This is a genomic window from Bacteroidales bacterium, from assembly GCA_022647615.1.
In the GTDB taxonomy this organism is placed as follows: domain Bacteria; phylum Bacteroidota; class Bacteroidia; order Bacteroidales; family UBA932; genus Egerieousia.
This window is the reverse complement of the sequence record JALCKZ010000001.1, coordinates 749,948-762,821: the sequence shown is the minus strand read 5'-3', so window position 1 is coordinate 762,821 and position 12,874 is coordinate 749,948. Positions and strand designations below refer to the sequence as shown.

General features: G+C 40.3%; 13 protein-coding genes and 1 tRNA gene. 9 read left to right on the top strand and 5 right to left on the bottom strand.

The annotated features are described in order from the left end of the window. Positions 1 to 21 precede the first annotated feature (21 nt). Positions 22 to 282 carry a hypothetical protein gene (locus LKM37_03270; protein ID MCI1720029.1) on the top strand — a complete coding sequence of 87 codons (261 nt, stop codon included), beginning with the start codon at positions 22 to 24 and terminating at the stop codon, positions 280 to 282. 214 nt (positions 283 to 496) lie between these two features. Here LKM37_03270 and groL read toward each other — a convergent pair whose 3' ends face one another. After that, positions 497 to 2,131 carry a chaperonin GroEL gene (gene groL, locus LKM37_03265; protein ID MCI1720028.1) on the bottom strand — a complete coding sequence of 545 codons (1,635 nt, stop codon included), beginning with the start codon at positions 2,129 to 2,131 and terminating at the stop codon, positions 497 to 499. A gap of 60 nt (positions 2,132 to 2,191) precedes the next feature. After that, entirely contained in the window at positions 2,192 to 2,473 is a 282-nt protein-coding gene (locus LKM37_03260; protein MCI1720027.1) for a co-chaperone GroES, read from the bottom strand. A 155-nt stretch (positions 2,474 to 2,628) separates the two neighbouring features. Here LKM37_03260 and LKM37_03255 point away from each other — a divergent pair, with 155 nt between their 5' ends. The 4 genes from LKM37_03255 to LKM37_03240 all read left to right on the top strand — a co-directional run bounded on the left by LKM37_03255 (position 2,629) and on the right by LKM37_03240 (position 4,823). After that, the gene (locus tag LKM37_03255) at positions 2,629 to 3,096 is read left to right on the top strand and encodes a nucleoside deaminase (GenBank protein MCI1720026.1); all 468 of its coding nucleotides are present in this window, start codon (positions 2,629 to 2,631) and stop codon (positions 3,094 to 3,096) included. A 9-nt stretch (positions 3,097 to 3,105) separates the two neighbouring features. Further along, positions 3,106 to 3,588, top strand: a complete 483-nt coding sequence (locus tag LKM37_03250) for a VTT domain-containing protein (protein MCI1720025.1) — start codon at positions 3,106 to 3,108, stop codon at positions 3,586 to 3,588. 65 nt (positions 3,589 to 3,653) lie between these two features. After that, positions 3,654 to 3,725 (top strand) — tRNA-Gln (locus tag LKM37_03245). 24 nt (positions 3,726 to 3,749) lie between these two features. Then, positions 3,750 to 4,823: a DUF5106 domain-containing protein gene (locus LKM37_03240; GenBank protein ID MCI1720024.1), complete on the top strand. Its 1,074-nt coding sequence runs from the start codon at positions 3,750 to 3,752 to the stop codon at positions 4,821 to 4,823. Positions 4,824 to 4,841: 18 nt separating this feature from the next. On the opposite strand, the gene LKM37_03235 is transcribed toward LKM37_03240, so the two are convergent. From LKM37_03235 to LKM37_03225, 3 genes are all read right to left on the bottom strand, one after another. Further along, the gene (locus LKM37_03235) at positions 4,842 to 5,873 is read right to left on the bottom strand and encodes a phosphatidylglycerol lysyltransferase domain-containing protein (GenBank protein MCI1720023.1); all 1,032 of its coding nucleotides are present in this window, start codon (positions 5,871 to 5,873) and stop codon (positions 4,842 to 4,844) included. Positions 5,874 to 5,926: 53 nt separating this feature from the next. After that, the gene (locus LKM37_03230) at positions 5,927 to 7,366 is read right to left on the bottom strand and encodes an aminopeptidase (GenBank protein MCI1720022.1); all 1,440 of its coding nucleotides are present in this window, start codon (positions 7,364 to 7,366) and stop codon (positions 5,927 to 5,929) included. A gap of 73 nt (positions 7,367 to 7,439) precedes the next feature. Beyond that, positions 7,440 to 8,858, bottom strand: coding sequence for a hypothetical protein (locus tag LKM37_03225; GenBank protein ID MCI1720021.1), 1,419 nt, complete (start codon positions 8,856 to 8,858; stop codon positions 7,440 to 7,442). A 115-nt stretch (positions 8,859 to 8,973) separates the two neighbouring features. Between LKM37_03225 and tyrS the strand changes: the two genes are divergently transcribed. The 4 genes from tyrS (at position 8,974) to LKM37_03205 (ending at position 12,859) form a co-directional block, all read left to right on the top strand. Further along, positions 8,974 to 10,266: a tyrosine--tRNA ligase gene (gene tyrS, locus LKM37_03220; GenBank protein ID MCI1720020.1), complete on the top strand. Its 1,293-nt coding sequence runs from the start codon at positions 8,974 to 8,976 to the stop codon at positions 10,264 to 10,266. Positions 10,267 to 10,320: 54 nt separating this feature from the next. Then, a complete protein-coding gene (gene rbfA / locus LKM37_03215) occupies positions 10,321 to 10,686 on the top strand; it encodes a 30S ribosome-binding factor RbfA (protein MCI1720019.1) in 366 nt (121 codons plus the stop codon). 99 nt (positions 10,687 to 10,785) lie between these two features. Beyond that, complete coding sequence (locus tag LKM37_03210; protein ID MCI1720018.1) at positions 10,786 to 11,985, top strand: FtsX-like permease family protein; 1,200 nt, start codon at positions 10,786 to 10,788, stop codon at positions 11,983 to 11,985. A gap of 277 nt (positions 11,986 to 12,262) precedes the next feature. After that, positions 12,263 to 12,859, top strand: coding sequence for a UpxY family transcription antiterminator (locus LKM37_03205; protein ID MCI1720017.1), 597 nt, complete (start codon positions 12,263 to 12,265; stop codon positions 12,857 to 12,859). Positions 12,860 to 12,874 lie beyond the last annotated feature (15 nt).

Below are 12,874 nucleotides of genomic sequence, written 5' to 3'. Positions count from 1 at the left end.
TCGTGAAGCAAAATATTAACAATGGAAAGAACAAAAAGAAAAATAATTAGGCGTGCTGCTCTCATAGCAATAATTATAATCTTTGCGTGCATAATATTCTATATCATTTCTTGTATCATCGCATTTGAACATATTTCACAACCAAGAAAACAGTTAAAGACGATTCCTATTAGCCAAGATGTTAAAATTGAGATAGGTTACGTGCCTGGCAGCGCTCTTGATCCTAGGGTTTTTCAACTTACCGGATATAGAAAAAATAATACTTTTATAAAGGGATTATAGAAAAGCATTACACGTGCACAGTTTGCAAAACATACGGCCCGGCACAAAGCGCCGTGCCGTTTTGTGTATAACGCGGCTACCGCCGCGGAAATGCACGCTCCCTACGGTCGCGGGCCTTCGGCCTGGGGGACATCCGGTCGCTGGGAGATGTTGGACGTAAAAAAAACCTCGGAGATTTTCTCCGAGGTTTTTTAACATACATTGTTTGGGGCTATTACATCATGCCGCCCATTCCGCCGCCGCCCATTGGAGGCATTGGGGCAGGATTTTCTTCTTTTTTGTCTGCAATTACACACTCGGTTGACAGGAACATTCCGGCAACTGAAGCTGCATTCTGAAGAGCAACTCTTGTAACTTTGGTTGGATCAATAACTCCGCCTGCAAGCAAGTTTTCATATTGACCTGTCTGAGCATTGTATCCAAAATCACCCTTTCCTTCCTTTACTTTTTGAATAACAACGCTGCCCTCTTCTCCGGCATTCTCGCAAATCATTCTAAGCGGCTCTTCTAGTGCTCTTATAATAATATTGATACCGGTCTGCTCATCCTCATTATCTCCCTTAACCTTCTTAAGAGCCTCAATAGCACGGATATATGCAACTCCGCCACCTGCTACAATACCTTCCTCAACAGCTGCTCTTGTTGCATTAAGCGCATCCTCAACTCTATCCTTCTTCTCCTTAAGTTCAACCTCAGAAGCTGCACCAACATAAAGAACTGCAACACCACCTGCAAGTTTAGCAAGACGCTCTTTCAATTTCTCTTTATCATAATCGCTGGTTGTTGTCTCAATTTGTTTCTTAATCTGAGCAACTCTGTCTGCGATATCATTCTTCTTTCCTGCGCCATTGACAATTGTAGTGTTCTCTTTATCAATAGTTACCTTCTCTGCAGAACCTAACATCTCAGGTGTTGTGTTCTCCAAAGTAAATCCTCTCTCCTCTGATACAACTACGCCGCCTGTAAGAGTTGCAATATCCTGCAACATCTCTTTTCTTCTGTCTCCAAAACCAGGAGCTTTAACTGCGGCAACTTTGATTGTACCACGCAATCTGTTAACAACCAATGTTGTAAGAGCTTCTCCATCTACATCCTCTGCAATGATAAGAAGAGCTTTCCCGTCGCGAGCTAGAGGCTCAAGAATAGGAAGAAGATCTTTCATTGTAGAAATTTTCTTATCTGTAATCAAGATTTTTGGCTGGTCAAGAACGGCCTCCATCTTATCTGGATTTGTCATAAAATAAGGAGAGATGTAACCGCGGTCAAACTGCATACCCTCAACAACTTTAACCTCTGTTGATGTGCCTTTTGCCTCTTCTACTGTGATGACGCCCTCTTTCTTAACTTTGCTCATTGCATCTGCAATAAGTTTTCCTATAACTGCATCATTGTTTGCAGAAATAGTACCTACCTGCTCAATCTTAGAGTAGTCATTACCAACGGATTGGCTCTGCTTCTTAAGATTCTCAACAACTGCGTCAACAGCTTTGTCTATACCTTTCTTCAATGCCGTTGGGTTAGCGCCGGCTGTAACGTTTTTAAGACCGACGTTTATAATTGCCTGAGCAAGAACGGTTGCGGTGGTTGTACCATCACCGGCCTGGTCATTAGTTTTGGAAGCAACCTCTTTAACAAGCTGAGCTCCCATATTCTCAAAATGATCATCAAGTTCAATCTCTTTAGCAACGGTAACACCATCCTTTGTAATCTGAGGTGCTCCAAACTTCTTATCTATAACAACATTGCGCCCCTTTGGACCAAGTGTAACCTTAACTGCATCTGCAAGTGAATCAGCTCCTTTCTTCATAAGAGAGCGGGCTTCCATATTGAATTTAATCTCTTTTGCCATATCTATAATTTTTTAATTCTTTGTAATTAATTGTGTATTAAACAAAATGACCTGTCGGGATTACTTGCTTATAACTGCAAGAACATCTGACTGGTGCATAATCATATATGTTGTTTTTCCATCCGGAGAATTAATCTCAGTACCTGCATATTTTCCGTAAAGTACTGTATCACCTTTCTTTAGCTCCATTGGCTCATCCTTTTTGCCGGGGCCAACTGCAATAACTTTTCCCTCTTGAGGTTTCTCTTTTGCTGTATCGGGGATAATAATTCCGCCTTCCGTTTTCTTTTCAGCCTCTTTAGGCTCAATTAAAACTCTGTCTGCTAATGGTTTAATCATGATTTTATGTTTTTAAATATTTATATATTTTTTTTTTTTGTCCCGACAGGTTTTCCAATCCTTGCGGGGACGCTTGGGCAAAGGGCAAAATAGATGCCAGCGGGAGAAAGCGGATAAAATCTGACATTTTGACACCATAATGTGCTATATTTGCCACCATGGATGATGAAAAATATATGTTGGCAGCATTAGGAGAGGCAAGAATGGCGCTGGAGGATGGAGAAGTCCCTATTGGATGTGTAATTACCGGCGGCGGCAAAATAATTGCACGCGGACATAATTTAACGCAGACTCTTAATGATCCCACGGCACATGCGGAGATGCAGGCCATAACATCAGCCACCTCATATCTTGGCGGCAAGTACCTGGACCGCTGCACCTTATATGTGACCGTAGAACCTTGCCCAATGTGCGCCGCGGCCCTCAGCTGGGCCCAAATTGGAAAGATTGTTTACGGCTGCAAGGACCCAAAAAGAGGATACTCCTTGTTTGAGCCGTCCCTGCTGCACCCTAAGACAGAAGTTGTTAGCGGGATATTGGACGGAGAATGCGAAAAGCTTATGAAAGATTTCTTTGCAAAAAAAAGAGTGAAAAAAACTGTCGGGAAGAAAAAAGGAAAACAATAAAAATTTAGAATGGGAAGTTTAACGGGACTTGGATATCTGGGCCTTTTTCTGGGGTCATTTCTGGCGGCTACTATTGTGCCGTTCAGCTCCGACTTTCTGATTATAGGAATTCTCCTTGGTGGTGGAAACCCCTGGATATCATTTACTTGTGCAACGGCAGGCAATTGGATTGGCGGACTTACTTCCTATTGGATTGGATGGCTTGGAAGATGGGACTGGATAGAGAAATGGTTTAAAATAAAGCAGAAAACCCTTGAAAAACAGAAGTCTAAGATAGATAAGTTTGGAGCCGGGCTGGCCTTTTTTTCCTGGCTCCCGATAGTTGGCGACCTATTTGCCATAGCATTAGGCTTTTACAGAGTCAAATTTTGGAAGTCCGCTTTGTTCATGCTAATTGGAAAGGCGGCCAGGTTTGCGGTGTGGGTAATTCTCTATATCCATTACGGAGATGCCTTTGTAAACTGGATACATACGCTGGAACCTTTTGCTTAAGTTAAATTTTTATATATTTTTGCAGTCCCAAAGCTGCCGGGAGTTACAGAGGCGGCGCGTAATATTGAGATATGGTGTAATGGCTAGCACTGCTGATTTTGGTTCAGCCAGCCCAAGTTCGAATCTTGGTATCTCAACTTCTTTTTATAAATCACATTTTTATGAGGCGTAATTTTTCTTTTGGTTCTGTTCTCATATCTTGCTGTCTGTTAATTTCTTGCTCCATTTTTATTTTCTCCTGCAAGGGAAAAAAAGGCGCAATGGATATGGTGTCCCTGAATAAATTTCCGCAGGTTCAGGTACCCGATATGATTGACAACCAGGTTGATGCAGCAAAGTATTATGCCCTCAACTATTGGAAAGATTTCCTGGACCCAAACAGATTGCTGCAGCTGGAATATAGCAAAGACACATCCGGGGTTCTTGGTGTAAGCGGCAAAGTTTTCCAGGATGCATTCATTGGGTACATAAAAGCGCTGCAGGCTGCAAATCATTATCCTACAGCAAATGCCGGAGAGCGTGACCTTATGAAAAAAGCCGATTCTCTTGCCATGACAGGAGATAAAAAATTCCTTGGAAAAATAATTGAGTACAGTGAGAAATATCTGTATGAACCTAATTCTCCGTATTTGGATGAACAGCTGTATGTTCCTATATTGGAGGGTATTATAGATGCTCAATCTATACCTGCGAATGAAAAGATAGGTTACATTGCCCAGTTCAAGATGGCTATTCTTAACATGATTGGAGCAAGAGCAAATGATTTTGAATTCTCAACCGGCACGGAGACTAAAAACCTGTATGATATTGACGCTGAGTATACTCTAATTTATTTTAATAATCCAGATTGTTCAGATTGCGTCAGAGTTCTTAATGTTCTAAAAAATTCAGACGTCATAATAAATATGATTGGCCAGGATAGATTGGCAATTCTTTCTCTTTATCCCGATAAAAATCTGGCTGCATGGAGAAAAGGAAAGAGCTTATTTCCAAAAGATTGGATTTATGCATATGATCCAAAAGGTGCTATCAACTCCGGAAAAATTTACTCTTTGAGAGCTATTCCAAGCCTGTATCTTTTAGATGAACACAAGGCTGTCATTTTAAAAGACGCCACTGCGGACAAAGTCATTGCCAAGCTGCAAGATGCTTTATATCAGAATGATGTAATGGACGCCAAGAGCAAAAAAGAAGCTGCCGCAGCAGATTCAGCCGCAGCAGCCCTTGGACTTTAATTGACTCTATTTCTAAATTTATTCAGGAATAATTTCCAGATTGTGTCCTTTTAAGGTCACGATAGTTTTCTCTATCATCTTAAAAGGATGATAATCTGTTTTTGCTTTTCTAAGCCCCTCATCTCCCGCATCATCTTCTCTGTTAACATAAGCAAAGCCAAGCTGCGAGTTATGTTGTAAAAACTCATAATTAATTGTAGGATAAGCACCTACAATATCAGCAAATGCCTTTTCTATATGCACAAGAAATGTATTTGAATTAGTCATTTCGCCTAGAGTAAATGCCACAATTTTACCATCCAGCCTAAGCAATCCGCCCTTTAAACCCAGCTGCTTAAAATTTCTTATTGCCATCTTAACAGAACATCCCTCAGCAAATAATGATGGATTATGACTGCATCCATACTTCTTGCACCACTCCATGTTCATTGCAGCACACTCATCTATATTAGCCTCCGTAATCTCCTCATACGCCCAGTTTTGCGCACGTTTAAATCTTGAGATAAAATTACGTTTGCTCTGATATTTTTTCCCTTTTAGTGTAAGCAAATCACTTGCATTATACACATAGTCAAAACTATTGCGGTACTTCTGATACTCAAATCTGTCGGGATAATAATGCTGCAGAAATTCTACCTGTTTATCCAGCACACCCACAAAAACCACATAAGCTCCTAGTTTCTCCGAGTCTGCAATTATATAATCTACAGCCTCTTTCAGCTCTTCATCACTACCTTTGCCGGCCGGGAATAAATAGTAAGCATGTCTGATATCTGCCGTTTCTCCGTCATCAACCGGCTTTAAGTCTGTGATTGGATTTTCCGCCTTGCTGCAGTTTCCGCATCCCGTCTGACCGGCAGGTTTTTCATATTTTTTTTTCTCTGCAAATCTTACCAGCAGGAAGTCCTTATGGCGGGCAACATTAGTATTAATGATTTCCCGCCATATGAACATTACTGTAAAATTATAATCTGTAGAATCATAGTCTGACGCATGCAACAGGCTGTCAATCCACACTTTATCCCCCAGCTCAATATCTCTGAATTCCATAAAAACTTTTTAAAACCAACAATCCGCCCCCCGCAAACTCTATACCTAAAGTCTTAGTCCTTTATGTCCAGCCATTGTTTTAAAGTTGCAATTGCCTCTTTCTTCATAGGTTCCGGCATATTGTTTATTCTGGAACGGTGGCTGCCACCAGGCAAAATATAGAACTTAATGTTGTCATGTCCGGGATTGTGAGGTCTTACAGAAGACCATGGATCCCACTGGCCATATATGAACATCATCTTGGCATCTGTTGTAGCAACAAAGTTTGTAAGTCTCTTATACAGAGTATTATCAAATTTAAATTTCTGTGCCGGCAAGAAAATTCTCTGAAGATATCCGTGAGTAGATTTAATTGTCAGAAGGTCCTTAAACGGCTCACAATCATAACTATAGTACCCAAGTTCTTTAGCCGCCTGAACAAAGAAAGGAGCGTTGGCATCCCAGCTTTGGAAATAATCCGGACCTACTGCCTCTGCAAAAAAGTCAAACATCTCTTTGTCCGTTGCAGTCTTTGGATTTGGAACGGTAGAAGTTTTTCTGCCCCACTGCCAAAAAGCAAATGTAAATTCAAGAGTGCAATAATCATAAAGCTCAGGAATTGTAATCTTATATTTCAAATTATTTTTCTTTACATATTCCTCCAGCATAGGCTGTATAGTTGCGCGTCTCTTAAGAATTTCTATTTGGAAATTTTTAAGAATAGCTCTGTCTTGCGCTGTTCCGCAGGAATCTCTAATAAAAGGCTCATGTCTTCCATCCTCAGCGCTTCTGCTTACCGGTCCTACGTAAGGAACAGAGCAATCCAAATCTTTTGGATAAAAAGATGTGTAGGCCATACAGTTTTGTCCTCCCTTGCTTATTCCGGAAGAGAACCACTTGCCAGGGAACAGATGTCCAAGCGCCGTTCTAACAGCGTGTAAATCTGCCGCTTCCTGCTCCGCCGTCATATAGTCCCAATTTAATTTATCGGGAGTAATAGTGGTATCATCCTGTGCAAATGGGACAGATTTGTTAAAATATCTGTGCTCCACGCCAACCATATTTGTGTTAAACAATGCGGAGATTTCCTCTCTGTATCTTGGATTAAGAAAATAACTTCCGGTATATCCCTCAGTTATAATTCCCGTTGGCTTGTTCCATCCGGCAAAAGCAACAACAACCATCTGCTTAAAAGTGCCTTTCTTAGGGTTCTTATGGTCAATAGGTTGCGTGATAAAGAAAACATATTTGTCAATAAACTTGTTAGGCATTTTGTCCGCAACCTCAAGTTTTTTGATGTCTGAAATAAGACCAATTTTTTCATTAGGCTTTACATATCTGTTAAGCCATAGTAAATCTTCCGGCAGCAAAGAGTCCGGAGACGATGCTGCAAACTTCTCACAACAAGCTTTTTGCGCCGTTGTTTTGTCTTGAGCCGCAGCGGGTATTGCAATCATTGCAACTATGCAAATCGCAACTGATATTTTAATTGTTTTTAATAAACCTTTTAACATAACTATTTTATAAAATTATTAATTCATTAGTTTTTTAACGGTACATATTTCTTTTTTAGCTTACCAAAGATAATTATTTTGTAGCACTCACTCCAAGCCAGCCGCTCAATGTTGCCATTGCCTCTGTTTTCATCTTGGACGGCATAGTGGAAATGGTGGCTGTATGGCAGGCATCAGGGACTATATATAATTTCAGATTCTTTCTTTCCGTTGAGAAAAGTCTGACAGCCGTACATGGATCATGCGCTCCATAAATGAACAGCATCTTTGATTTTGTGGTTGTTACAAATTTATGCACCCTATTGTATAGAGTATTATCAAAGCTAAATGTCAAACCACATAATTCTAATTTAAGCAAATCTCCTCCGCTTTTTACCTGAGTCAAAATATCCTTGAATGAATCAATATTGATAGAGGGGAAACCCATCTCCTTTGCCTGCTGAACATAAAGAGAGAAACTAACTTCTGCTTCTTTCGTCGCTTCCAGGCTGTCTATTACACCAACAAAACCTATAAGTTCTTCATCTGTCGCCTTTTTGACATTTGATATTGCATCAGGATTTCCGCCCCACTGATAAAATGCAAAGCCCGACAGTAAAACAGAGTATTCAAATTGCATTACACTAACAGGATTATCGCCGGCACCGGGACCAAGCATCAGATTTGCAATCCTCTTTTCCCGTTTAATTAATTCCCTCTGATAACCAATAAGCTTAGCCCTGACATCAGGAGTCCAGACCGTATCTGTTATGTAATTCATAAGACGTCCGTCATTTAGCCCATTGCAAAATGGAGCCTCATAAACAACAGAACACGTCATGTCTTTAGGGTAGAAACTCGTATAAGAAACTGTGCAAAAGCCTCCCTTGCTCCATCCGCTAGCTATCCATTTACCTTTAAACAATTCTCCAAATTTTTCTCTAATAGCGTGTAAATCAGCAGCCGCCTGCTCCTCCGTCAAGTAATCCCAATTCATTTTAGCTATGTCCAAAGCGGTTGTATCGCCTGCAAATGGAACAGATTTTCCAAAATACCTGTGCTCAACTATTATAGTGTTTGTTGAAAAGGCAGAAGATATCTCTTTATTAAAATTCGGATCAAGTCCGTATGTAACTGTATATCCCTCTGTTATATAGTTAACCGGCTTGTCATATCCTGCAAAGCAAATTACAACTCTCTGTTTAAAAGTTCCAATTTCCGGATGCTTATGATCTATCAACTGAGTAATATAGAGCACATACTTGTTTTTATATTGCTGACATTCTGATTTGTCAATTCCCAGTTTCTCAATGCCCGTTATCATTCCAACGCTATCTCCCTTCCCAACCACGCTGTTCAGCCACAGCAAATCCTTCTGAGTCAGAGAATCTTGATACTCAGGCGTAAATGATGGCGCAACGCTCCTATTACAACTTGCAAAGGAGAATACGACAACCGCAACAATAACTATCGCGACAGTCATCCTAATTACCGGAGAGAATTGTTTTAACATAAAAAAGAGAGATAGTTTAAGTTAAACTAACGGCTATGGTACTCTATCATAGCCATTATGATTGTCAAAGATAACAATTTTAAGTACTTTTGCGGCTCACAGAATTGAGAAAGAGATGAAAAATTTTGTAGAAGAACTAAAGTGGCGCGGAATGATTCATTCCATGATGCCAGGAACGGAAGAACAATTAATGAAGGAGCCAACTTCCGCTTATGTTGGAATAGACCCAACCGCAGACTCTTTGCACATTGGACACCTTGTAGGTATAATGATGCTTAAGCACTTCCAGGCTTGCGGTCATAAGCCGATAGCTTTGATTGGCGGTGCGACCGGAATGATTGGAGACCCCTCTATGAAGAGTCAGGAGCGCAACCTTTTGGATGAAGCCACATTGCGCCACAATCAGGAGTGCATAAAAAAACAGCTCTCCAGATTCTTGAATTTTGATGATAAAAATTCCCCTAACGCAGCACTCATGGTGAATAACTATGACTGGATGAAAGATTATACTTTTCTTGGTTTCATCAGAGATATTGGCAAGCTAATTACTGTCAATTATATGATGAGCAAAGACTCCGTAAAAAAGAGATTGAGCGGAGAAGACAGAGAGGGAATGTCATTTACAGAATTTTCTTACCAGCTAGTGCAAGGATATGATTACTTGTTTCTTAACAAGCACTACGGATGCAAGCTGCAGATGGGCGGAAGTGACCAGTGGGGTAATATCACCACAGGAGCTGAACTGATTCGCAGAACTTCCGGCAATGAAGTATTTGCTTTGACTTGCCCGCTGATGACCAAAGCTGACGGCGGAAAATTTGGAAAGACAGAGAAGGGAAATATTTGGCTAAGCGCAGATTATACAACTCCTTATGCTTTTTATCAGTTCTGGCTGAATGTCAGTGATGAAGACGCTCAGAAATTCATCAAGATTTTTACAATGCTGGATAGGGAGACAATTGATGCCGCCATTGCGGAACATCTTAAGGACCCCGGACAACGTTCTCTGCAAAAGCTTCTTGCAAAGGAGATTACAACAATGGTGCACGGTGAGGAAGAGTGGAAAAACGCTGTTGAAGCATCAAATATTTTGTTTGGCAAATCCACAAGAGAAGCGCTTCAGAAATTAGATGAGCGGACATTCCTTGCAGTGTTTGACGGAGTTGAACAATTCACCGTTAGCAAAGATAAATTAAAGACTAATATATTGGATTTACTTGCTGTTGATACACAAGTATTTCCATCAAAAGGCGAGTGCCGCAAAATGATTCAGGGCAACGGACTTAATATTGACAAAGAGAAATTTACTGACGTTAACGGAACCCTTGATGATAAGTTTTTAATCAACGGCAAATACGTTCTTGTTCAGAAGGGTAAGAAGAATTATTACATTCTTAAGTTTGAATAGCTGCCGGCAAAATAAGTAACGCAAATTTTAAAGTTGTCATAAAAATAATCGTATATGGAAGGAGAATCAAAGAGACAGCAGAAAATTCAGCGGGAGCTGCAAAGGCATCTAGCTGAAATAGTTAGAGGCAGGGGCATGTCCGCTTTTGGCGGAGCTCTTGTAACAGTGAGCGAGGTGCGCGTAAGTCCCGATTTTTCTTATGCAAAAGTTTTTGTGAGCATATTCCCGACAGAAAAGAAAAAGAGCGTTATGGAACTTATTGCGGGGGAGAGCAAATCTATCAGAGGAGAGCTTGGACATGTTGTTGCAAAACAGCTTAGAATTGTTCCGGAACTTGAATTTGTTCTGGATGAGACGCTGGATTATGTACAGCACATAGATGATTTGCTTGCGGCGGACCGCAAGAAGTCCGAAAAATAAAGAAGCAATCTGCGTTTACGCACATTGCTGATTAACAAGATTATGCATCTTCCATATTTTATAGCGCGCAGATATCTTTTCTCAAAAAAGAAACATAATGTGATTAACATTATTTCCGTAGTGAGCGCGTGCGCTATTGGAATTGGCTGTCTTGCTCTAATTGTTATTCTATCTGTATATAATGGATTTGACTCTACAATTTCCTCTATGTATGAGAATTACATTCCGGACTTTGTAGTTGAACCTGCACGGGGAAAGGTCTTAAACACAGAGGATGCTCCGCTTCAAAAAATTAAAAACATAAATGGGATATTTGCATTTTGTCCTGTAGTAGAAGAAAATGTGTTCTTGCAATACGGTAATGTTCAATCAATTGCAAAAATAAAAGGAGTCCCGGATAATTATTGTCTCCTTAAGAAAATTACAAATCACATAACAGACGGCGTCTTTCGCACAAAATTTGGCCAGCTAAATAAAGCGGTTGTCGGGGCCGGACTTGCTCAAAGGCTCAGACTGCAGCCAAGTTTCACAGATGCTCTAGAATTATTCTTCCCTACCAGAACCGGAAATATCTCCATGCTTATGCCAATGGAATCCGTGGAGACATTAAATATCCACCCCTCCGGCATTATACAGCTGGAACAAGAATTTGATAAAAACTCTATGTTCATCCCTTTGGAGGCGGCACAAGAATTAATTGAATATCAGCCAAATGAGGCAAATAAAATTGAAATATATCTCAGTCCCGATGCCAGCCCCGCAATAAAGGAGGGCGTTAAAACAGAAAAATATAAAACTGTCGGGACCCAAATAAAAAAACTTGCCGCCCAGGCCGGCACAGCTGATAAAGAAAAATATATAGTCAAAAACAGATGGCAGCAGAATGCATTGCTATACAAGATGATGCGCAGCGAGAAGTTTGCAGTTTATTTGATTCTTTTCTTTGTTATTGTTGTTGTTTCCGTAAATATTTTTGCCTCACTATCAATGCTCATAATTGATAAGCAAGATGATATAAAGACGTATCGCGCAATGGGAGCAAAGAACAAAATGCTCCGCAGGACTTTTACCCTGCACGGCTGGTTAATTTGCATGGCAGGGGCAGTTATAGGAGTATCTATTGGCTTAGTACTCTGTATTATACAACAAAAATTCGGGGTTGTGCCAATGCCGGGGAATTTTACAATAAGCTCATATCCGGTAGACATTCAGTTATCTGATGTTGTTGTAATTATGGCGATTACTGCAATTATTGGATACATAATGTCCGCTATTCCGGCACATTCCATAAAAGAATAAAAACGGGCCGCAAAAAAATATGCAGCCCGCTTTCTTGTACTAAAACCTAAACCTACACTATTAAGATGCAATAGAGGCATTTTCTGTTGCAGCTCTATTAATGTATTTTTAAGAATAATTTTGAATTAGGTATTATTACCTAGATGTTGTGCCGGAAATTTGCCATAACATGTGCATTTCCCTTGCACTTTACACAAAGACAGCAATTTTGGATAAATTATTACTCACATTTTAGTTGTGTTTTTCATATATTTGCAATAAACAAAGCGTTCAGCCAGTGGAACCCTTGGTAAAAACAAATTCTATCGCCAGCCAGCAGAATTGCTGGTACGTAGCACATATAAAAAATTTAACCGGACAAAAGATACAAGCCAGGTTAAATGAGCTTGGCATTAAGAATTACTTGCCGTACTGGACTGAAGTGACAGAATTCCGCGGTAAAATTGTAAAAAAGGAGAAACCGGTCCCTATAAATCTTATTTTTCTCTTTACAACGTACAATACTTGCCTGAATCTTATTAATTTTGAGCCAATGAAGGTGAACTTCATGAGAGATGCCATCACAAAAAGATTCATGGTAATCCCGGAGAAACAAATGGAAGATTTTATGTTCCTTCTTAATTTCTCTGACAAAGCCATCAGGGTTATTAATAAAGATTTGCGTCCGGGGGATAGAGTGCGGGTTATCAAAGGAGATTTTGCTGGAATAGAAGGAGAACTTATCAGGGTCCAGGGGCATAAGAGGGTTGTTGTAAGGCTTAAAGGACTAATTTCCCTGGCCACGACGTACATTCCTGGCAGTTTTCTTGAGAGGATTGTTCCGGAGCAAAGTTCAAATACCGGAACAGAGATGACAAAGAAGGGGGATTCATAAAATATTAATAGATTT

Bases quoted from the DNA above. Each gene is read 5' to 3' on its own strand.
- LKM37_03235 (MCI1720023.1), bottom strand. From the start codon at position 5,873: ATGGAATTCAGAGATATTGAGCTGGGGGATAAAGTGTGGATTGACAGC.
- groL (MCI1720028.1), bottom strand. From the start codon at position 2,131: ATGGCAAAAGAGATTAAATTCAATATGGAAGCCCGCTCTCTTATGAAG.
- LKM37_03250 (MCI1720025.1), top strand. From the start codon at position 3,106: ATGGGAAGTTTAACGGGACTTGGATATCTGGGCCTTTTTCTGGGGTCA.
- LKM37_03240 (MCI1720024.1), top strand. From the start codon at position 3,750: ATGAGGCGTAATTTTTCTTTTGGTTCTGTTCTCATATCTTGCTGTCTG.
- LKM37_03270 (MCI1720029.1), top strand. From the start codon at position 22: ATGGAAAGAACAAAAAGAAAAATAATTAGGCGTGCTGCTCTCATAGCA.
- LKM37_03255 (MCI1720026.1), top strand. From the start codon at position 2,629: ATGGATGATGAAAAATATATGTTGGCAGCATTAGGAGAGGCAAGAATG.
- LKM37_03225 (MCI1720021.1), bottom strand. From the start codon at position 8,858: ATGTTAAAACAATTCTCTCCGGTAATTAGGATGACTGTCGCGATAGTT.
- tyrS (MCI1720020.1), top strand. From the start codon at position 8,974: ATGAAAAATTTTGTAGAAGAACTAAAGTGGCGCGGAATGATTCATTCC.
- LKM37_03230 (MCI1720022.1), bottom strand. From the start codon at position 7,366: ATGTTAAAAGGTTTATTAAAAACAATTAAAATATCAGTTGCGATTTGC.
- rbfA (MCI1720019.1), top strand. From the start codon at position 10,321: ATGGAAGGAGAATCAAAGAGACAGCAGAAAATTCAGCGGGAGCTGCAA.